Raw genomic sequence first — 18,817 nt, forward strand, 5'->3', positions numbered from 1 at the left:
AATTCCCTTTCATCCCTTGGTGCCGCTCGCGGCGAGACCCGCGATGAACCGGCGCTGCATCAGCAGGAAGAGCACGATCAGCGGGATCACGATGATGACCCCCGCCGCGTTGACGAGGTTGTATAGCTGGGTGAAGCCCTGGCTGAACTGGAGGAACGAGGTGGCGACCGGCATCTTCTCGACGTCGATCAGGAAGGTCACGGCGAACAGCAGCTCCGAGTACGCGCCCAGCCCCGCGACCAGACCGACGGTCGCGAAGCCGGGCCAGCTCAGCGGCAGGATGACGCGCGTGGCGACCTGCCACTCGTTGGCGCCGTCGATCCGGGCCGCCTCGTCCAGCTCCCGAGGGATGCCGACGAGGAACGTGCGCAGCAGCAGCACCGAGAACGGGGTGTTGAGCGCGACGTAGATGACGACGAGCCCGACGAGCGTGTTGATCAGGCCCAGCTTCACCCAGAGGAAGAACAGCGGGACGATGAACATCTGCACCGGCAGCGAGATGATGACGAACAGATAGTTCTCGATCGCCCGCTTGAGGGGCAGGTTCAACCGCGCCAGCGAGTACGCGGCGGTGCCGGCGAACAGCCAGGTTCCCACGATCGTGCCCAGCACGAGCACGGCGGTGTTGGCGAAGCCGCGGGCCATGTTGCCCTTCCGCCACGCCTCCGCGAAGTTCGACAGGTCGAGCGACGACGGCAGGCCGAGCGGGTTGGTGCCGATCTCGAGACTCGTCTTGAACGCGTTGACGATCAGCACGAGCACGGGAAGAAAGGCGAACAGACCGAGCACGGTCAGCACGAGGTACGAGTACGGCGTGCGGCCGAGACCGCCGGGCGGCCGCTCCTCGGTCCGCGTGCGGCGCCGGGCGCGGAAGGCGAGCGTGGACATCAGGACTCCTCCCGCCGTCGCAGGAAACCGAACAGGACCAGGAAGATCGCGCTCAGGACGGAGAGTGCGAGTGCGATCGCCGAGGCGTAGCCCGCGTCCCGGGCCAGGAACGCCGTCCGGTTGACCAGCAGCGACGCCACGTCGGTGGAACCCGCCGGGCCGCCCTGCGTGAGGATGAACGGGTAGTCGTACACGAGCATGCTTCCGATCGCGATGATCGTCAGCGCGAACGTCAGTGTCGGCCGGATGCCCGGCAGCACCACGTGCCGGAACTCGTGCCAGGCGTTCGCGCCGTCGATGCGGGCGGCCTCGTACTGCGCGGAGTCGATGCCCTGCATCGCCGCGAGGAACAGCACGACGAGGAAGCCCCAGAAGTGCCAGTTGTCGACGAACGCGACGCTGTAGAGCGCGAACCGCTTGTCGGCGAAGAAGTAGACGCCGTCGAGCCAGTGGATGCCGATGCCGTGCAGTGCCGCGGCGAGACCGAACTCCGGGTCGAGGATGTTCCGCCAGATCTGCGCGGTGATCACGCTGACGAGCAGGTAGGGGATGAAGTAGACGACCCGGAAGAGCGCGGCGCCGCGACGGATCCGCGCGAGCATGAACGCGCCGAGCAGACCCATCGCGAGCGGTACGGTCAGGAACAGGAGCAGGTAGACGAAGTTGTTGCCGATCGCGTTCCAGAAGGCGCCGTCAGCGATCAGCCGCGACCAGTTCGCGAGGCCCACGAACTCCGGGCTCGTGATGCCGTTCCAGTCGGTGAACGAGTAGACGATGCTGCTGACGGCCGGCCCGGCGATGACGAGCAGGTTCAGGGCGAGCGCGGGCAGCGCGAACGCGATCGCGATCAGCCGGGACCGCCGTCGTTGCCGCATGCGGTCTACCTCGCCGTCGTTTCGAAGACGGGCGGGATGAGACCTTTCTCCTGGTCCTGCTTGAACGCCTTGTCGATGCCCGCGAGGAAGTCCCGCGCCGACAGGTCGCCGGTCAGCAGCTTGTCCTCGTTCTCGAGGAGATAGCTCTCGGCCGCGCCGCCGAACGACGTCCACGTCACGTAGCCGACCCGCTTCGCCAGCGATGCGTCGCTGATCGCCGTGTACTGCGTGAGGAAACGGGGGTCGATGCCCTCCGGCGCCGCGGCCGCGTCGAACTTGAAGGGCAGCGGCAGGTCGCCGACCTCCTTGATCGCCTGCCAGTTGGCCTCCTTGTCCGAGAACTTCCACTTGAGGTACGCCTTGGCGGCGGACTGGTTCTTGCTGGCGGCGTTGACGGCGATGGCATCGCCGACCGCGAGCGGGAACACGTTGCTGGGCACCCCGGCCGCCAGCGGTGGCAGCGGCGCCCAGTCCCATTGGTTGCCGCTGTCGTCGAAGTACTCGTTCATCGGCCCGATCTCCCAGCTTCCCGACATGAACATGCCGGTCTGGCCGTTGGCGAGCTTCGCCATCTTCTGGGTGTCGGGTGTGGAGAAGTACTGCTTGACCCCGCCGCTGAACCAGCCCTTCTGGAAGTAGCTGACCATCAGCTCGATCGTGTCGACGAACGCCTGGTCGGTGAAGGAGATCTGCCCTTTGAGCGCGTCGTGCAGCTTGCCGGGACCCGCGACCTGGTTGAGCATGCACGACAGGACATGCTCGGTAGCGCCCGCGTAATCGGCGTTGGCGTTGGCGAACGGGGTGACACCGGCCGCGACCATCTTGTCGGCCAGGGCCTCCAGCGACGCCCGGTCGGTTGGCACCTGCCACCCGTGCTTCTCGAAGAGCGTCTTGTTGTAGAACAGCACGAGCGTCTCGTAGCTGACGGGCAACACGAGCAGCTTCTCGTTGACGACGCCGATGTCCAGCGCCCACGGGAAGATCGTGTCCTTCCAGTTCTCCTGCTCGGCGAGGCCGCCGAGGTCGGCCAGGTAGCCGGCGTCGGCGAACGGGATCGCCACCGACGAGTTCAGCGGGATGAGGTCCGGCCCCTGCCCGGCGGCCAGCGCGGTCTGGATCTTCTGGGTCAGCCCCTCGTTGTTCTGCGGGCTGAGCTTGAAGTTGACGTTGGGGTACTGCTGCTGGAACGGGTCGAGGTAGATGCTCTTGTACTTCGCCATGGAGGCGTCGTCGACCGTGTCCAGGCCGACCCAGAAGTTCAGGTTGCCGCCGATCTGGCCGGCCGGCACGTTCTCCTCGGGTTCCGCACCCGTGCAGCCGGACAGCGCGACGGCGACCGCCGCTGCGGCGCCGGCCCAGCGCATCCGACTCCGCGCGCCCCGAGGCGATAGATTGATCATCTTGACTCCACTCTTCGTGTGTTCTCTCAGGCCTGCAGGACGACCTGCAGTACGTCCTGCGTCGCGCCGTCGAGCAGGGTGAACGCGTCGGCGGCGCGGTCGAGCGGAAACGTGTGACTGATCAGGTCGGTGACCCGCAGGGCGCCCGACGTGGCGAGGGCGATCGCCGTGCTGTCGAGCCGGAACCGGTCCCACCGGTGCTGCACGGCGGGCGCCACGCCGGAGATCTGGGTCGACACGACCTGGACGCGGTTGTGGTGGAACTCCTCGCCGAGGCGCAGGCCGAGACCGTCGCCCTGCATGAAACCGGCCGCGCAGACCCGCGAGCTGTACGCCACCGCGCGGATGGCCTCGTGCAGCGCGCCGTAGTTGCCGGTCACCTCGAGGCACACGTCGGCGCCGCGCCCGTCGGTCCGGACGCGGATCTCCTCCGCGACGCCGCCGGCCGCGGGATCGAGCGCCTCCGCCGCGCCGAGCTTGAGTGCGAGGTCCCGGCGGGAGGCCACGCCGTCGACCGCGATCACCCGGCCGCCGTTGAGCCGGGCCAACTGCGCGACCAACTGGCCGGGCACGCCGAGACCGAACACCGCGACGGTCTCGCCGACGTGGATGTCGGCGTCCAGCACGACGTTCAGCGCGATGCCGCCGATCTGCGAGAACATCCCGACCCGGGGATCGACGTCCGAGTCGAGGATCCGGGCGCGGGCGTACTCGGCGGTCACCACCGTCTCGCTGCGATGCCCCCAGGTGCCCCAGATCCGGTCACCGACCGACACTCCGTCGACGGCGTCGCCGATCTCGACGACCTCGCCGACCTCCTCGTAGCCCCAGCCGGTCAGCGGGTACTCCCGCGAGACCGCCCCGTCCACGAACAGGCGCAGGTCGTTGTCCCAACGCTTCGCGAGGTACGGGTTGGTGCCCCGGTAGCCGGTCAGCTCGGTGCCGGCGGAGATGCCGGAGAACAGCGTCCGGAGCCGGACGTCGCCGGCCGTCAACGGCTTGGCCGCCTCGGCGACCACCTCCGCGACGCGCGGGCCGGTGAAGCTCACCACTCGGGTCATTTCCGTGCCTCTCTGACGGGCGCCGCCCAGACGACGGCGTTGGCGAGGACCCGCTGGACCTGCGGGTGGCGGTAGACGGGGTAGGCCTCGTCGCCGGGGCTGAAGTAGAAGACGCGGCCACGGCCACGGCGGTACGTCACTCCGGACCGGAACACCTCGCCGCCCGCGAACGAGCTGATGAACACGACCTCGTCCGGGTACGGGATGTCGAACGGTTCGCCGTACATCTCCTGCGCCTCGATGACGATCGGCTGATCGACGCCGACCGCGATCGGGTGGGCGGTATCGACGGTCCAGACCAGCTCGCGCTCGCCCGTGTTGCGCCAACTGAGCGCGCAGGTCGTACCCATCAGCCGCTTGAAGATCTTCGAGAAGTGTCCAGAGTGGAGGACGATCAGGCCCATCCCGCCCAGGACGCGGGCCGCGACCCGCTCGACCAGCCGGTCGTCGACCTGGTCGTGCGCGACGTGCCCCCACCAGAGGAGCACCTCGGTCTCGTCGAGGACGTCGGCCGGCAGCCCCTGGGCCGGTTGGTCGAGCGTCCCGGTGCGGATCCGCGCGTCCGGAAACGCCGCGCGCAGACCAGCGGCGATCGCGCCGTGGATGCCGTCCGGGTAACGCTCGGCCAGCTCCGGTTTCGCCCGCTCGTGCAGGCCCTCGTTCCAGATGGTGACTCGCACGGAAGCGACGCTAAGGGCGCCGTCGGCGCATGATCCATGCGTCTTCCCGCACGGTTCCTGCGATATTTTTCAGGCGTTGGTGACCGAGCGGTTGGCGCGCCGGTACTCGCCCGGCGACTTGCCGCTGTACTTCTTGAACGCGACGCCCATGTATTCCGCGTGGCTGAAGTGCAGCCGTTCGGCGAGCTGCGGCAGGGTCCAGTCGGTGCGGATGAGCAGGTCGGCGAGGCGTTCCATGCGGACCCGGGTGATCTCGTCGTGCACGGTGCGCCCGAGGAACCGCAGGAAGCGGAGGTCCAGCGCCCGCCGCGACAGGCCGACCTGCCGCTGGATCACCGCGACCGGGATGCCCTCGTCGGCCTTGTCGCGGATGAGCTGCAACGCCCGCGCGACGACCGGGTCCGTGACGGCGAGGATGTCCGTCGACTGCCGGGTCACCACGCGCAGGGGCGGGATCAGGTGCAGGCGGGGCGGCAGGGGCACGCCGGCCATCATCTGGTCGAGCAGCGAGGCCGCCAGCAGGCCGGTGCCGATCGTGTCGGGCTGGATGCTCGACAGCGCGGGCGTGGTCAGGTTGCACATCAGTTCGTCGTTGTCGACGCCGAGCACCGCGACGCTGTCCGGCACGGCCAGACCCGCGATCTTGCACGCTTCGAGGACCTCCTGCCCGGCGATGTCGTAACACGCCAGGACGCCCACCGGCTTCGGCAGGCCGAGCAACCAGCGGGCGAGGGCCAGCCGGTCGTCGGCCAGCGTCCCGGACGGCTCGATCCGGAACTCGTGCGACTCGTGCCGCAGCGTCCCGACGTGGTAGGCGTAGCGCTCACCGCGCTTGACCGACCAGCCGAAGCGCGCGTCGCCGCAGAAGGCGAAGTTGCGCAACCCGCGTTCGGCGAAGTGGTCGACCGCCCAGCGGGCGATCAGGTCGTCGTCCGTCTCGACGCAGGGCAGTTCCGGGGTCAGGTACGCGGCGCTGAGGTCGACCGCGGGCAGCCCCAGCCGGCGTACCCGCTCGGCGGTCGCGCGGTTCTCGATGCGGGCGATCACGCCGTCGCCGCGCCAGCCGTCCAGCCACGAGAGGTCGGTCTCGTGCCGGCTGTGCTCGGCCAGGTAGATCGACCAGCCGGGATGGGTGTCCATGTACCTCCGGACACCCGCGAGCAGGCCGCGGGCGTACGAGTTGGAGGTCTCGACGAGGAGAGCCACGTGGCGGGGGCCGCCGGTGATGTCGTCCACGGTTGTGCTCGCTTTCCGGGCCCGCTGCTGGGTGCAGGAAATCTAAGGCCCGCAGCGGAAAAGTTCATGGTGGTTCCGGAGTGCCGACCGTACGTTCCTTCGTATCGACGGAAGGCGCACGCATGACGCGAAAAGTACGGATCGGCATTGTCGGACTAGGCTTCGGCGCCGAGTTCATCCCGATCTACCAGGCCCACCCGCACGCCGAGCTCGTGGCGGTGTGCCAGCGCACCGAGGGCTCGCTGCACCAGATCGCCGACCACTTCGGGATCCCCGGCCGGCACACCAGCATCGAGTCGATGCTGGCGGACCCTGATATCGATGCGATTCACATAAACACACCCATCGCCGCGCACGCGGACCACTCGATCGCCGCGCTCGAAGCCGGCAAGCACGTCGCGTGCACCGTGCCGATGGCGACCTCGCTCGCGGACTGCGCACGCATCGTCCAAGCTCAGCAGGACTCCGGGAAGTCCTACATGATGATGGAGACGGCTGTCTACACCCGCGAGTTCCTGTACGCCAAGGATCTTCGCGACAGCGGAGCACTCGGGCCGATCCAGTTCCTCCGCGGCGCGCACATGCAGGAGATGGCCGGCTGGCCCGACTACTGGCTCGACCTGCCGCCGATGCACTACGCGACCCACGCCGTGGCACCCCTGCTGGCGCTCGCCGAGCGCGAGGCCGGCTCGGTGCGGTGCCTCGGCTCCGGCCGCGTCCGCCACGCCGCCGACCGGGGCGGGCCGCCGTTCGCCGTCGAGACCGCGCTGTTCCGCCTCCGCGACTCCGACCTGGCGATGGAGGTGACCCGCTCGCTGTTCGACGTCGCCCGCGAATATGTCGAGAGCTTCGACGTGTACGGGGAGCGGATGAGCTACGAATGGCAGCAGATCGAGCGGGAGCAGCCGGTCGTGTTCACCGGCGAGGACGGCAAGCGGGTGGAGATGCCCGACTACGCCGACCGTTTGCCGGAGCCGATCCGCGAATACACCACCCGCGGCGTGTACGACGCCACGATGAACACCCATCTGTCCTTCAAACAGGGCGGCGGGCACGGCGGTTCGCATCCCCACCTCGCGCACGAGTTCGTGTCGGCGATCATCGAGGGACGCGCGCCGTTCCCGGACGCGTCGGCCGCGGCGAACTGGACCAGCGCCGGCATCTGCGCACACGAGTCGGCGATGCGCGGCGGCGATGAGATCGCGTTGCCGGAGTTCGGCCGTGCCTGACCTGACCGTGTGCGAGGAGGAACCCGGTGCCGTGCGGGTGTTCCGCGCGGGTGGCGCCGCGCCGATCGTGACCCAGCACGCCCGTCCGCACTGCCGGCCGTACCTCCACCCGATCGTCTCGCCGACCGGCGTCGGCACCGTCACGGAGGACGCGCCCGACCACCACCCGTGGCAGCACGGGCTGTCCGTGGGCCTCAACGACGTCAACGGGGTGGGCTTCTGGCACGAGGGGATGCACCCGAAGCACCTCAACGACGGCACGTTCCACCCTGTGCTGGCCGGCACCCCGTCGGCTCGGGGCAACCGGGCTCTTTGGGAGGTGCGCACCGAACTGCGCACTCCTGGCGGCGACCCGCTGCTGCACGAGACACAGGCGTGGACGCTGACCGACCACGGTGCCTCCTACGAGCTGGACCTCCGGCTCGAACTGCGGGCGGTGCCGGACCTGACGATGGGCGCGTACCCGTACGGCGGGCTCTTCCTGCGGATGCCGTACCGGCCGGAGAACGGTGGAACGGCGTACAACAGCGAAGGCCGGACCGGGTCGGACGCCGAGCAGCGGACGGCGCGCTGGGTCGCGGTCCAGATGCCGCTGCTCGACGCCGCGCCCGGCGCGGAGCCACCGCTGGTCGTCGTGATGGACCACCCGGTGAACTTCCGGCACCCGGTGCCGTGGCGGGTCGACAACGAGCTCGGCGTCGGCCCGAGCGTCAGCATCGGCGGCGCCTGGCACCTCCCGGCGGGTACGGTTCGGCTGTTCCGGCACCGGGTCGCCATCTTCGGCGCGCCCGTCCCGGCGGAGGAGATCGAGAAGTCGTGGCGGGCGTTCGCCGGGGAGAGCACATGAGGACCGCGATCGTGGTGCACCCGAGGTTCGAGCAGACCTGGCCGTTCGTCGCGGACCACCTCGTTTCGCTGCTCCGCCCGAGCGTCGACGTCGTGCTGACGCGGCTGGCCGACGACGCGCTGCCGGCGGCCCTGCCGGACCCGGCCGGCGTGCGGCGGCTGATCTCGCTGGGCGTCTACCCGACCGACGCGGACCTGGACGGGCTGCCGGGGTTGGCCGAGGCGTACGTGGCGGGATCGTGGCCGCCGCCTTCAGATCTCGACGAACGCCTGGAGCGGCACGGGGTCCGCCGGATCACCCAGCCCTCCGAGGGGCACTGGGCGCAGTCGGTCGCCGAGTACGCGCTCGGGCTCACCATCTGCGGGCTGCGCCGGATCCCGCAGCAGCACGCGGCGATCGTGTCGGACGACTCGGCGTGGAAGCACGCCTACGGCCAGTTCGGCGATGATCCGGCTTTCAGCCACGGCACGATCGCCGGCAAACGCGTACGGATCGTCGGCGCGGGCAACATCGCCAGCCGCTACGCGAGCTACACGAACATGCTGGGCGCGGACGTCGCGGCTTGGGACCCATTCGCGAGCGAGCCGTCGTTCCACCGCGCGGGCGCCCGCAAGGAGTGGCACCTGGAGCGGCTCCTGGCGGACGCGGAGATCTTCGCGCCCATGGTCCCGCTGAACCCGGGCACCGAGGGCTTGATCACCGCCGAGCACGTCCGGGCGCTGCCCAAGGGCTGCCTGGTCGTGCTGGTCACCCGCGCGACCGTCTGCGACGTGCCGGAACTGCGCCGCCGGGTGCTCGCCGACGAGCTGAGCCTGGCCGCCGACGTCTTCGACGTGGAACCCCTCCCACTCGGCGACCCCCTCCTGGGCCGGCACAACGTGGTGCACACCCCACACAACGCCGGCCGCACGCTCCACGCCAACCACGCCTACGCCGAAAACCTCGCGACCCAACTCCCGGAGTACGTCGCGCACGGATGACGGTGCATGCAGAATGCTGCTGCTGCCATTAAAATGCAGGCATGACCGTCGCCATCACGATCCGCAACGTTCCCGACGAGATCCGCGACGAGCTCGCCGCGCGGGCGGCGCGGGCCGGCCGGTCGCTCCAGGAGTACCTACTACGTGAGCTCGTCGACCTGGCCGCCCGCCCGACGGCCGAAGACGTGATCGCCCGGGCGCGGGCGCGCGCCACCCGGGCCGGGACCCGGCTCGACCCGGAAACGATCATCGCGGCCCGGGACACTGACCGGCGATGACCGCGGCGATGGTGATCGACGCTTCGGCCGCCGTCGCCCTGCTCGCCGACGGCGGGCCCGCGGGCGACTGGGTGGCGGCCACGGTGGCGGGCGCACGGCTCGCCGCACCCGAGCCGATGCCGTTCGAGGCAGCCAACATCTTGCGGCGGCACGCCCTGGCCGGCCTGCTCGACGCGACGGCGGCCGGGCTCGCGCACGCCGATCTGGTCGACCTGCCGGTCGACCTTTATCCCTATCGCGGCCTCGACGAGCGGGTGTGGCACCTGCGCGGCAATCTCACGGTGTACGACGCGGGTTATGTCGCCCTGGCCGAGTTGCTGTCCGCGCCGCTGGTGACGCTCGACGCCCGGATCGCGCGCGCCACCGGTCCTGAGTGTCCGGTCCTCGCCTACGCACCGGCCTGACGCGTGGGCGATAACCGGTTGCCGGCGCGGGGTCGGACCAGGACCATCGGGCGGTGATGATCGACGTCGCGCTGGTCCGTGAGCTGGTGGCCGAGCAGTTTCCGCAGTGGGCCAACCTGGCCGTGCGGCCCGTCGCGGTCGGTGGCAACGACAACCGGACCTTTCATCTCGGCGACGAGATGAGCGTGCGGCTGCCGAGCGCCGAGGGCTACGTGCCCAGCGTGGAGAAGGAACAGCGCTGGCTGCCCGTGCTCGCGCCGCACCTGCCCGTGCCCATCCCGGCGCCGCTGGCGCAGGGGCGGCCTAGCGCCGGCTATCCGTGGCCCTGGTCGGTCAACCGCTGGCTCGACGGCGAGACCGCCCGCCGCGACAACATCGCCGACCTGAGCGCGTTCGCGGTCGAGCTCGGGGAGTTCCTGCTCGCGCTGCAGGGCGTCGACACCGCCGGCGAACCCGCCGCCGGTCGGCACAGCTTCTGGCGCGGCGCCTCGCTCACGCACTACGACGACGAGACCCGCAAGGCGATCGCGGCGCTCGACGGCCGGATCGACGGTGCCGCCGCCACCGCCGAGTGGGACGCGGCGCTCGCCGCCGAATGGGACGGCCGGCCCGTCTGGTTCCACGGGGACTTCGCCCACGGCAACATCCTGGTCCGCGACGGGCGCCTGGCCGCCGTCATCGACTTCGGCACCTGCGGTGTCGGCGACCCCGCGTGCGACACGGTGATCGCCTGGACGTTCCTCGACACCGCCGCCCGCGCCGCTTTCCGCGCGGCGCTCGGCGTCGACGACGCGACCTGGCAGCGCGGCCGCGGCTGGGCACTGTGGAAGGCGCTGATCGTGCTGGCCGCCGACGGCACCAACGCCAAGATGGCCCGCGAGATCGCGCTCATCCTAGGCTGACTGCGCCGACTCCGCCTGGACCTGGGCGGCCGCGTGGCCGAAGGCGAGCAGGGCGACCAGCAGGTCGTGCTGGGCACGGTGCGGCATCCGGTCGAGGACCGCGCGCACCGCCTGGGCGCGCCGCTCGCGCAGTTCGCGCAGCACCGCCGCGCCGGCCGAGGTCAGCACCAGGTGGACCTCGCGCCGGTCGCGCTCGTCCGCCGCCCGGCGCAGCAGGCCCACCGCCTCCAGCCGGTCGCACAGGCGGCTGGCCGAGGACGGCACCACGTCGAGCAGCTCGGCGAGCCGGTTCACGTTGGTGTCCGGCCGGACGTTGATGATCGACAAGACCCGGACCTGGGTCGGCGAGACCGGTGACTCCTGGCGGGTTCGGGCCGCCTCGAGGACGCTGATCAGCGCCTCCGAGGCGGCCTCTATGGAACTGGCCAGGTTCGCCACGCCGTCCATTCCGTCGCCTCTCGCCTGGTCGACGCGACCGCCGTTGCGCCGACGAACCGCTGACTTACCCCGGCGCCGCCTCCGCCATGCGCTTCACACCGATCTGATCCACATTGCCCGCGTCGGTGCGGTCCAGGCAGACCATCACCGCGTCGTCGTCCAACTCGAAGTCGCCGTGGTAGTCACGCAGTGCCCGCATCACCGTGCCGACCGCCTGCGCCGGCGGGCAGAGCCGGGCCGACCGGATCGCCGCCGCGAGTCGCAGCTCCCCGTACGTGGGGCCACCGCCCGGTGCCGCGTCGTGCACGCCGTCGCTGACCACGAACAGGCGGTCGCCGACGGCCAGGTCGAAGCTCTGTGTCCCGTACCGCGTCTCCTCGAACATGCCCAGCGGCAACTGCTGGTCGAGCACCACCGGCGCCACCGCGCGGCCGCGCACCCGCCACGCCTTCGGCGATCCCGTGTCGATGGCCTTCACCCGGCCGCTGCCGCTGTCGTACTCCAGCAGCATCGCGTCGACCGGCCGCGCGCCGCGATGGGCCCCGAACAGCGTGTCCGACGCGAGCTCGGCCTGCTCGACCAGCGAACCGCCGGACCGGCGGGCGTTGCGCATCGCGTTGACGGCGAGCCCGGTCAACGCCGACGCGGCCAGCCCGGTGCCGTTGCCGTTGAGCACGGTCACGGTCAACCGGCCGTCGTTGACCGCCCAGTCGAAGTTGTCACCCGAGGTCCGGTACGCGGGTTCGAGCTGACCCGCGAGCACGAACCCGGCGTGGCTCACACAGCGCCCGGGCAGCAGGTCCCACTGCATCTCCGCGGCCATGGACAGGCGCTGCCGGCGGCGGGCGAGCCGGTAGCGGTCGGTGTCCCGGTCGGCGGCCCGCAGCGCGACCGCGAGGTCGTCGGCGACCGCGCAGCAGTGCCGCATCGTCGGGTCGTCGGGCGTCTCCGGGAAGTCGGCGACCAGGATGCCGAGCCGCTCACCCCACACCGACAGGGGCACATACAGGCGTACGCCCGGCGTCTCGGGCACATCCTCCACAAGGGGTTCCTGCAGGGTGTAACAGCGTGTGGCGATGGTCTGCTCCGCGAGCAGCCCCGCCGTCGGGTCGTCCGGGCGCAGCACCGGCCACAGCCCGGCGATCCGGTAGTCGGCCAGCAGCACATCGGCCCGCAGCCCGCCCAGCTCCGCGCGGACGTGATGGTCGACGACCTCGACGAGTGTGTCCGGCGCTACGGCGCGCAGTCGCTCGGCCAGCATGACGTACCTCCCTCGGTGTGGCTTCTACCCACTGGCCACGGGAAACGAACCGGTCCGGCAGAATGCCGGACGTGACCGACCAGATCCAGGCACCCACTCCGTCCGTCTCCGCACGCATCGCCGACGAGCTTGGTGTACGCGAGTCGCAGGTGACCTCGGCCGTCGATCTGCTCGACGGCGGCGCGACGGTGCCGTTCGTGGCCCGTTACCGCAAGGAGGCCACCGGCGGGCTCGACGACACCCAGCTCCGCACGCTCGAAGAACGCCTGCGCTACCTGCGCGAGCTCGACGAGCGGCGCGCCGCGATCCTCGAGTCGATCCGGTCGCAGGGCAAGCTGGACGCGGAGCTCGAGGCGCAGATCCTGGCCGCCGACTCGAAGGCCCGGCTCGAGGACATCTACCTGCCGTTCAAGCCGAAGCGGCGGACCAAGGCCCAGATCGCCCGCGAGGCCGGTCTGGAGCCGCTGGCCGACCTGTTGTTCGACGACCCGCTCAATGATCCCCAGGCGTCCGCCGTGGCGTTCGTCGACGCCGAGAAGGGTGTCGCGGACGCGGCGGCCGCGCTGGACGGTGCCCGGGCGATCCTCGTCGAGCGGTTCGCCGAGGACGCCGACCTGATCGGTGGGCTGCGCGAGCAGGTCTGGGAGCGCGGCCGGATGCGCGCCAAGGTCAAGGACGGCAAGGCGGAGGCGGGCGCGAAGTTCAGCGACTACTTCGACTTCGCCGAGCCGCTGACCTCGCTGCCGTCGCACCGGATCCTCGCGCTGTTCCGCGGCGAGAAGGAGGAGGTGCTCGACCTGATCCTGGAGCCCTCCGCCGAAGAAGCCGACGCGGTCGCGGCGGGGACGCTCTCCACGGGTCCGGTGTTCTACGAGCAGCGGATCGCCGCGCACTTCGGGATTCAGGACGCCGGGCGGCCGGGGGACCGGTGGCTGCTCGACACGGTGCGGTGGGCCTGGCGCACGCGGATCGTCGTGCACCTGGACATGTCGCTGCGGATGCGGCTGTTCCAGGCGGCCGAGGACGAGGCGGTGCGGGTGTTCGCGGCCAACCTGCGCGACCTGCTGCTGGCCGCGCCCGCCGGCACCCGCGCGACGATGGGGCTCGACCCGGGCTTCCGCACCGGCGTGAAGGTCGCCGTGGTCGACGCGACCGGCAAGGTGCTGGCGACGGACACGATCTACCCGCACGTGCCCGCCAACAAGTGGGACGCGGCGCTGGCCACGCTGGCGCGGCTGGCCACCGAGCACAAGGTCGACCTGGTCGCGATCGGCAACGGCACGGCGTCGCGGGAGACCGACAAGCTGGCCGGCGACCTGATCGCGCGCAACCCCGAGCTGAACCTGACCAAGGTGATGGTCTCCGAGGCGGGTGCGTCGGTCTACTCGGCGTCCGCGTACGCGGCCTCGGAACTGCCCGGCATGGACGTCTCGTTGCGCGGCGCGGTGTCGATCGCGCGGCGGCTGCAGGATCCGCTGGCCGAGCTCGTGAAGATCGATCCGAAGTCGATCGGGGTCGGGCAGTACCAGCACGACATCTCCGAGGCCAAGCTGTCCCGCTCGCTCGACGCGGTGGTCGAGGACTGCGTGAACGGCGTCGGCGTCGACGTCAACCTGGCATCCGCGCCGTTGCTGTCGCGGGTGTCGGGCATCGGCGAGTCGCTGGCGGCCAACATCGTCGCCCACCGCGAGGCGAACGGGCCCTTCCGCGACCGGTCGGCGCTCAAGTCGGTGCCGCGGCTCGGGCCGAAGGCGTTCGAGCAGTGCGCGGGCTTCCTGCGGATCGCCGGCGGTGACGACCCGCTCGACGGCTCCTCGGTGCACCCGGAGGCGTACCCGGTGATCCGCCGGATCCTCGCCTCGGTCGGCGCCGACCTGCCGACGCTGATCGGCAACGGCACGCTGCTGCGGGGCCTGCGCCCCGGTGACTTCGCGGACGCGGTGTTCGGCGTACCGACCGTGACGGACATCCTGCGCGAGTTGGAGAAGCCGGGCCGCGACCCACGCCCGGCCTTCAAGACCGCACGCTTCGCGGACGGCGTCGAGAAGATCGGCGACCTGCAGCCCGGCATGGTCCTGGAGGGCGTCGTGACCAACGTGGCGGCGTTCGGGGCGTTCGTCGACGTCGGCGTGCACCAGGACGGGCTCGTGCACGTGTCCGCGATGTCGAGGACGTTCATCAAGGACCCGCGGGAAGTGGTCAAGCCCGGCGACGTGGTACGCGTGAAGGTGCTCGACGTCGACGTCCCGCGCAAGCGCATCTCGCTGACCCTGCGGCTGGACGAGGAGAACGCGCCGGGTGCGCCGCGCGGCGGCGGCAGGGAGGGCGGTGGCCGCCAGCCCGCGCAGCAGCGTCAGGGCGGCGACGGCGCCCGCCAGGAGGGCCGCGGCGCCCGCCAGAGCGGCGGCGGCGGACGCCAGGGTGGCGGCGGTAGTGGCCAGGGCGGCGGCGGTGGTGGCCGGCAAGGCGGCGGCGGTCGGCAGGGCGGCGGCGCTGGTGGCGGCAGTCGGCAAGGCGGCGGCGGCTCTGGCGGCGGCAGCCGGCAGGGTGGCGGGCGACCGTCAGCACCGGCCCCGGTCAACAGCGCCATGGCCGACGCGCTACGCAAGGCGGGTCTGCTCTAAGTCGTTTCCTGCCGGTCGGTGCGCGCTGTCGCGCTGACCGGCAGGATCACGGGCCTGACCAGGCCCGCTGTTCGCCGTTGCCGGCCGACGCGGGCCTGCTCCAAAAGCGTTCCTGTCGGTGGGCACGCGCCGTCGCGTTGGCCGGGAGGGTGGCGGGGGCCTAACCGCGGCCTGGGCCGCTGTTGTCGCCGCTCGTGTCGCTGTCGCCGTTCGCGTTGAACGGGATCAGGAGGCGGGCCAGTTGGAGGCGGATCTCCTCGTCGACGTGTTCCCTGTTGCGGTCGCGGAGCAGTTCGCCGCGTAGGTCGCGGGCCTCGCGCTCGACGTCCTCGCCCTCCGCGACGGCATCGCGGAGGTCGTCGAGGCGGTTGCTGATCCGCTCGGCGGCCTTCTCGTCGATCTTGCCGTCGTCGACCGCCTGAGCCAGCAGCGCCTCGAAGGCGGCCAGTGCGCCGGCCTGGTCGGTCGGTGCGGTCGGGGTCGGCGTGGGTGGGTCGGTGGTCGGGTCGGCCACGACACCCGGGCTGGCGCCCGCCTGGGCCACCTGGCCGCCGGGTGTGCCGTCGCTGCCGGGGCTCGCCACGATCGCCACCACGATGGCGATCACGACCAGCGCGGCGGCGACGCCGCCGATCGCCACGGCCCGCATCGGGTTGCGGGGGCTGCCGCTCGGTGCCGGCTCCGGCTCGGCCGACGGCTTGGACCGGAGCAGGCTGGTCGGCGCGGGCACCACCGCCCGGCCCGGCGACATCGGGCGTGCCGGGCCCGGTGAGACGGGCGCCGCGGCGGCCGCGTGCGGCGCCGATCGGGCCAGGTCACCCAGCACGCCGGCCAGGTCGGCCGACGTCGGCCGTTGGCTGGGATCGGCCGCCAGGCAGGCCGTGCCGATGCGGGTCAGCGCCGGCGGCACCCCGGGCACGACCGGGAACCTCGCCAGCCCGCGGGACGACTCGGGACGCTGGCCGACCAGGGCCTCGGCGAGCAGCACGCCGACGGCGTAGACGTCGCCGGCGGGCGTCGGGTCGGCGCCGGCCAGGCGCTCGGGTGAGCAGTAGCCGACCGTGCCGTAGCGCAGGCCGCCGTCGGGCGTGCCGGCCAGGCCGGCGATGCCGAAGTCGAGGATCTTCACCCCGCCCGGGGTGAGCATGACGTTGCCCGGCTTGATGTCGCAGTGCACGACGCCGGCCGCGTGTGCCGCGGCCAGGCCGGCGGCCACCTGGGCGGCGATCGCCGCGGCGGCGGCCCAGGGGAGCGGGCCGGCGTCGAGGCGCTCGGCCAGGTCGTGGCCCTCGACCAACTCCATCACCAGGTACGGCGCCAGGCCGCCGCCGGGCAGGGCCGCCTCGCCGTAGTCGTACACCCGGGTGATGTTGGGGTGGGTGAGCCCCGCGGCCGCGCGGGCCTCGCGATGCGTCGCCATCCGGATCGTGGTGTCGCTGCCGATCGACGGGTCGAGCACCTTGACGGCGACGGGCCGGCCGAGCACGGTGTCGTCGGCCCGCCAGACCTCGGCCATGCCGCCGACGCCGATCCGCCCGACCAGCAGGAACCGGTCGTGCAGACGGAGGCCGGGCGCGAGCGTCGACATAGCGGACACCATCGTACGGACTCCCGGCGACCCGGACCCTGAGCTTGCGCACTCAGGCACGGAACCGTTACGTCGGCCAGCGCCCCGTCAGCCGCTTGACGCCCGCCGCACCGCCCCGGTCGACGGCGGCCTTGACCAGCGCGAAGATCGCGCCCTGGAGGGTGGCGGCGATCAACACCTCACCCCAGCCGCGGTCCTCGTCAGTGGCGTTGGGCGCGTCGTCGTCGCCGGAGATGCGCTTCCAGACCTGCTTGAACACCACGCCGGCCAGGCCACCCGCCGCGACACCGAGCAGCACGCCGACCGGTTTGTACGCCATTTTGCCCACGATGCCCATCGCCCTTCTCTCCTTTTGAGGGGATTCGCGGTCGGCAATGCCCGGCTGTCGGGAGCGGTAAACACCGCCCCGCCTGAGACCCAGGACACGGGATCAAGTCGCGTTTGTCGCTGGTCGTGACGGCGCCGCGTCATAACGTAGAGGGCGAGCCACCCATTAGAGTGATATTTCCGGTCATTGCGGCCGAGGAAGCCATATGACGACACAAACCGCTAAGGCCCAGCGATACGACGCCGACCGCGAGTTCGAGCACAACCATCGCTGGACCATCCTGGTGATCGTCTCGATCGCCCAGCTCATGGTCGTTCTGGACGCCACGATCGTCAATATCGCCCTGCCGGCCGCGCAGGACGCGCTGCACTTCGCCGACAGTGACCGCCAGTGGGTGGTGACCGCGTACGCCCTGGCGTTCGGGTCGTTGCTCCTGCTCGGCGGGCGGCTCGGCGACTTCTTCGGTCGAAAACGGATGTTCATCATCGGCCTGATCGGCTTCGCGGCCGCGTCGGCGGCCGGCGGCGCGTCGACCACGTTCGGCGTGCTGGTGATCTCGCGCGCCTTCCAGGGCGCGTTCGGCGCGCTGCTGGCACCGGCGGCGTTGTCGACCATCACGAACTCGTTCCGCTCACCCGTCGAACGAGGGCGGGCATTCGGCGTGTACGGCGCGGTCGCCGGCGGCGGTGGCGCGGTCGGCCTGCTGCTCGGCGGAGCGCTGACCGAGTACGCGTCCTGGCGGTGGTGCTTCTTCGTCAACCTGGTCTTCGCCGGCATCGCCTGGATCGGCGGCCAGTACTACCTGCGCAACCAGCGGCCCGCGGTCAAACCGCGGATCGACTGGGCGGGCACGGTCTGCGCCGTGGTCGGCCTGTTCCTGGTGGTGTACGGGTTCGCCCGCGCCGCGTCGGACGGCTGGGGCGACCTGCTGACGATCATCAGCCTGGTCGTCGCGGTGGTGCTGCTGGTCGCGTTCGTCCAGGTCGAACGCCGGACGCGACAACCGCTGCTGCCCCTGCGCATCGTGCTGGACCGCACCCGCGGTGGCGCGTACCTGTCGGTGGCGTTGGCGGCGATCGCGATCTTCGGGGTGTTCCTGTTCCTGACGTTCTACCTGCAGCTCACCAAGGGCTACAGCCCGGTGCTGACCGGCGTCGCGTTCCTGCCGATGATCGCGTTCGTGGTGATCGGTTCGACGCTGGCCAACGTCAAGCTGCAACCGGTCCTCGGGTCGCGCATCCTGATCACCACGGGTATGGCGCTGGCCGCGATCGGGATGGTCTACCTCTACTTCATCAACTCGACGTCGGGCTACTGGGTGCACATCTTCCCGGCCCTGCCGTTGCTGGGCTTCGGCTTCGGCCTGATCTTCGCGCCCGCGATCAACAGCGCGACGGACCGGGTGGACCGCGACGACGCCGGGGTGGCGTCCGCGCTGGTCAACGTGGGTCAGCAGGTCGGTGGCTCGGTCGGCACGGCGCTGCTGAGCACGATCGCGGTGAGCGTGACCAGCAGCTACGCGGCGTCGCACGTCGGGCCGGCCGCGGCCGCGGAGGCGCCGGTGGCGGGCTACAAGGTCGCGTTCCTGGTCTCGGCGGGCATCTTCGCCGTGGGCGCGCTGGTGATCTTCCTGCTGATCAAGGCCCACGAGCCGACGTCGGCCGACACCCCGACGACGGACGAGGGCGGCGGCGGCCCGGCCGCGACCACCGGCGGCGGCAGCGCGGAGCCGGCCACGACCGAACAGCCGGCCCGCACCCGCGCGAAACGCGGCCTGGCCTAGGGCCTGTCCTGCCGC

General features: G+C 71.1%; 18 protein-coding genes. 8 read left to right on the top strand and 10 right to left on the bottom strand.

Annotation, left to right across the window (positions count from 1 at the left end):
• Nucleotides 1-9: 9 nt before the first annotated feature.
• The 6 genes from Air01nite_RS23880 to Air01nite_RS23905 all read right to left on the bottom strand — a co-directional run bounded on the left by Air01nite_RS23880 (nt 10) and on the right by Air01nite_RS23905 (nt 6,140).
• Nucleotides 10-888 (bottom strand): carbohydrate ABC transporter permease, encoded by an 879-nt coding sequence (locus Air01nite_RS23880; RefSeq protein ID WP_203705363.1) that lies wholly within the window; start codon nt 886-888, stop codon nt 10-12.
• Entirely contained in the window at nt 888-1,763 is an 876-nt protein-coding gene (locus Air01nite_RS23885) for a carbohydrate ABC transporter permease (RefSeq protein WP_203705364.1), read from the bottom strand. Before Air01nite_RS23885 ends, Air01nite_RS23880 begins: the two co-directional genes overlap by 1 nt.
• A gap of 5 nt (nt 1,764-1,768) precedes the next feature.
• Entirely contained in the window at nt 1,769-3,163 is a 1,395-nt protein-coding gene (locus Air01nite_RS23890) for an ABC transporter substrate-binding protein (RefSeq protein WP_203705365.1), read from the bottom strand.
• 26 nt (nt 3,164-3,189) lie between these two features.
• Nucleotides 3,190-4,224 (bottom strand): zinc-binding dehydrogenase, encoded by a 1,035-nt coding sequence (locus tag Air01nite_RS23895; protein WP_203705366.1) that lies wholly within the window; start codon nt 4,222-4,224, stop codon nt 3,190-3,192.
• Nucleotides 4,221-4,904 (bottom strand): ThuA domain-containing protein, encoded by a 684-nt coding sequence (locus tag Air01nite_RS23900; RefSeq protein WP_203705367.1) that lies wholly within the window; start codon nt 4,902-4,904, stop codon nt 4,221-4,223. The genes Air01nite_RS23895 and Air01nite_RS23900 overlap by 4 nt, the downstream gene beginning before the upstream one ends.
• Nucleotides 4,905-4,973: 69 nt before the next feature.
• Nucleotides 4,974-6,140 (bottom strand): XylR family transcriptional regulator, encoded by a 1,167-nt coding sequence (locus Air01nite_RS23905; RefSeq protein WP_203705369.1) that lies wholly within the window; start codon nt 6,138-6,140, stop codon nt 4,974-4,976.
• Between the two features lie 122 nt (nt 6,141-6,262).
• Here Air01nite_RS23905 and Air01nite_RS23910 point away from each other — a divergent pair, with 122 nt between their 5' ends.
• Genes Air01nite_RS23910 through Air01nite_RS23935 form a run of 6 tightly spaced genes read left to right on the top strand, consistent with a single transcriptional unit; the run spans nt 6,263 to nt 10,780 of the window.
• The gene (locus Air01nite_RS23910) at nt 6,263-7,369 is read left to right on the top strand and encodes a Gfo/Idh/MocA family protein (RefSeq protein ID WP_203705371.1); all 1,107 of its coding nucleotides are present in this window, start codon (nt 6,263-6,265) and stop codon (nt 7,367-7,369) included.
• Nucleotides 7,362-8,216, top strand: coding sequence for a DUF6807 domain-containing protein (locus tag Air01nite_RS23915; protein ID WP_203705373.1), 855 nt, complete (start codon nt 7,362-7,364; stop codon nt 8,214-8,216). The genes Air01nite_RS23910 and Air01nite_RS23915 overlap by 8 nt, the downstream gene beginning before the upstream one ends.
• Entirely contained in the window at nt 8,213-9,196 is a 984-nt protein-coding gene (locus tag Air01nite_RS23920) for an NAD(P)-dependent oxidoreductase (RefSeq protein WP_203705375.1), read from the top strand. Before Air01nite_RS23915 ends, Air01nite_RS23920 begins: the two co-directional genes overlap by 4 nt.
• A gap of 41 nt (nt 9,197-9,237) precedes the next feature.
• Nucleotides 9,238-9,474 (top strand): FitA-like ribbon-helix-helix domain-containing protein, encoded by a 237-nt coding sequence (locus Air01nite_RS23925; RefSeq protein WP_203705376.1) that lies wholly within the window; start codon nt 9,238-9,240, stop codon nt 9,472-9,474.
• Nucleotides 9,471-9,878, top strand: a complete 408-nt coding sequence (locus tag Air01nite_RS23930; RefSeq protein ID WP_203705377.1) for a type II toxin-antitoxin system VapC family toxin — start codon at nt 9,471-9,473, stop codon at nt 9,876-9,878. Before Air01nite_RS23925 ends, Air01nite_RS23930 begins: the two co-directional genes overlap by 4 nt.
• 56 nt (nt 9,879-9,934) lie before the next feature.
• On the top strand, nt 9,935-10,780 hold the full coding sequence (locus Air01nite_RS23935; protein WP_203705400.1) for an aminoglycoside phosphotransferase family protein: 846 nt from the start codon (nt 9,935-9,937) through the stop codon (nt 10,778-10,780).
• Here Air01nite_RS23935 and Air01nite_RS23940 read toward each other — a convergent pair.
• Both Air01nite_RS23940 and Air01nite_RS23945 read right to left on the bottom strand, forming a co-directional pair.
• Nucleotides 10,772-11,227, bottom strand: coding sequence for a MarR family transcriptional regulator (locus Air01nite_RS23940; protein WP_203705378.1), 456 nt, complete (start codon nt 11,225-11,227; stop codon nt 10,772-10,774). The two genes, Air01nite_RS23935 and Air01nite_RS23940, sit on opposite strands and share 9 nt — an antisense overlap.
• A gap of 55 nt (nt 11,228-11,282) precedes the next feature.
• Nucleotides 11,283-12,479, bottom strand: coding sequence for a PP2C family protein-serine/threonine phosphatase (locus Air01nite_RS23945; RefSeq protein ID WP_203705379.1), 1,197 nt, complete (start codon nt 12,477-12,479; stop codon nt 11,283-11,285).
• A 62-nt stretch (nt 12,480-12,541) separates the two neighbouring features.
• On the opposite strand from Air01nite_RS23945, the gene Air01nite_RS23950 reads away from it, so the two are divergent.
• On the top strand, nt 12,542-15,103 hold the full coding sequence (locus Air01nite_RS23950; RefSeq protein ID WP_203705380.1) for a Tex family protein: 2,562 nt from the start codon (nt 12,542-12,544) through the stop codon (nt 15,101-15,103).
• Between the two features lie 160 nt (nt 15,104-15,263).
• On the opposite strand, the gene Air01nite_RS23955 is transcribed toward Air01nite_RS23950, so the two are convergent.
• Both Air01nite_RS23955 and Air01nite_RS23960 read right to left on the bottom strand, forming a co-directional pair.
• Complete coding sequence (locus tag Air01nite_RS23955; protein WP_203705381.1) at nt 15,264-16,691, bottom strand: serine/threonine-protein kinase; 1,428 nt, start codon at nt 16,689-16,691, stop codon at nt 15,264-15,266.
• A 67-nt stretch (nt 16,692-16,758) separates the two neighbouring features.
• Nucleotides 16,759-17,028, bottom strand: coding sequence for a DUF4235 domain-containing protein (locus Air01nite_RS23960; protein WP_203705382.1), 270 nt, complete (start codon nt 17,026-17,028; stop codon nt 16,759-16,761).
• A 196-nt stretch (nt 17,029-17,224) separates the two neighbouring features.
• Between Air01nite_RS23960 and Air01nite_RS23965 the strand changes: the two genes are divergently transcribed.
• The gene (locus Air01nite_RS23965; protein ID WP_203705384.1) at nt 17,225-18,802 is read left to right on the top strand and encodes an MFS transporter; all 1,578 of its coding nucleotides are present in this window, start codon (nt 17,225-17,227) and stop codon (nt 18,800-18,802) included.
• Nucleotides 18,803-18,817 lie beyond the last annotated feature (15 nt).

Origin of the sequence: Asanoa iriomotensis (genome assembly GCF_016862515.1) — a bacterium.
GTDB lineage: Bacteria > Actinomycetota > Actinomycetes > Mycobacteriales > Micromonosporaceae > Asanoa > Asanoa iriomotensis.

Excerpts from the sequence above, each read along its gene's own strand:
- Air01nite_RS23925 (WP_203705376.1), top strand. The coding sequence starts at position 9,238 with ATGACCGTCGCCATCACGATCCGCAACGTTCCCGACGAGATCCGCGAC.
- Air01nite_RS23945 (WP_203705379.1), bottom strand. The coding sequence starts at position 12,479 with ATGCTGGCCGAGCGACTGCGCGCCGTAGCGCCGGACACACTCGTCGAG.
- Air01nite_RS23955 (WP_203705381.1), bottom strand. The coding sequence starts at position 16,691 with ATGTCGACGCTCGCGCCCGGCCTCCGTCTGCACGACCGGTTCCTGCTG.
- Air01nite_RS23960 (WP_203705382.1), bottom strand. The coding sequence starts at position 17,028 with ATGGGCATCGTGGGCAAAATGGCGTACAAACCGGTCGGCGTGCTGCTC.
- Air01nite_RS23950 (WP_203705380.1), top strand. The coding sequence starts at position 12,542 with ATGCCGGACGTGACCGACCAGATCCAGGCACCCACTCCGTCCGTCTCC.
- Air01nite_RS23910 (WP_203705371.1), top strand. The coding sequence starts at position 6,263 with ATGACGCGAAAAGTACGGATCGGCATTGTCGGACTAGGCTTCGGCGCC.
- Air01nite_RS23940 (WP_203705378.1), bottom strand. The coding sequence starts at position 11,227 with ATGGACGGCGTGGCGAACCTGGCCAGTTCCATAGAGGCCGCCTCGGAG.
- Air01nite_RS23935 (WP_203705400.1), top strand. The coding sequence starts at position 9,935 with ATGATCGACGTCGCGCTGGTCCGTGAGCTGGTGGCCGAGCAGTTTCCG.
- Air01nite_RS23890 (WP_203705365.1), bottom strand. The coding sequence starts at position 3,163 with ATGATCAATCTATCGCCTCGGGGCGCGCGGAGTCGGATGCGCTGGGCC.
- Air01nite_RS23965 (WP_203705384.1), top strand. The coding sequence starts at position 17,225 with ATGACGACACAAACCGCTAAGGCCCAGCGATACGACGCCGACCGCGAG.
- Air01nite_RS23895 (WP_203705366.1), bottom strand. The coding sequence starts at position 4,224 with ATGACCCGAGTGGTGAGCTTCACCGGCCCGCGCGTCGCGGAGGTGGTC.
- Air01nite_RS23880 (WP_203705363.1), bottom strand. The coding sequence starts at position 888 with ATGTCCACGCTCGCCTTCCGCGCCCGGCGCCGCACGCGGACCGAGGAG.
- Air01nite_RS23930 (WP_203705377.1), top strand. The coding sequence starts at position 9,471 with ATGACCGCGGCGATGGTGATCGACGCTTCGGCCGCCGTCGCCCTGCTC.
- Air01nite_RS23885 (WP_203705364.1), bottom strand. The coding sequence starts at position 1,763 with ATGCGGCAACGACGGCGGTCCCGGCTGATCGCGATCGCGTTCGCGCTG.
- Air01nite_RS23920 (WP_203705375.1), top strand. The coding sequence starts at position 8,213 with ATGAGGACCGCGATCGTGGTGCACCCGAGGTTCGAGCAGACCTGGCCG.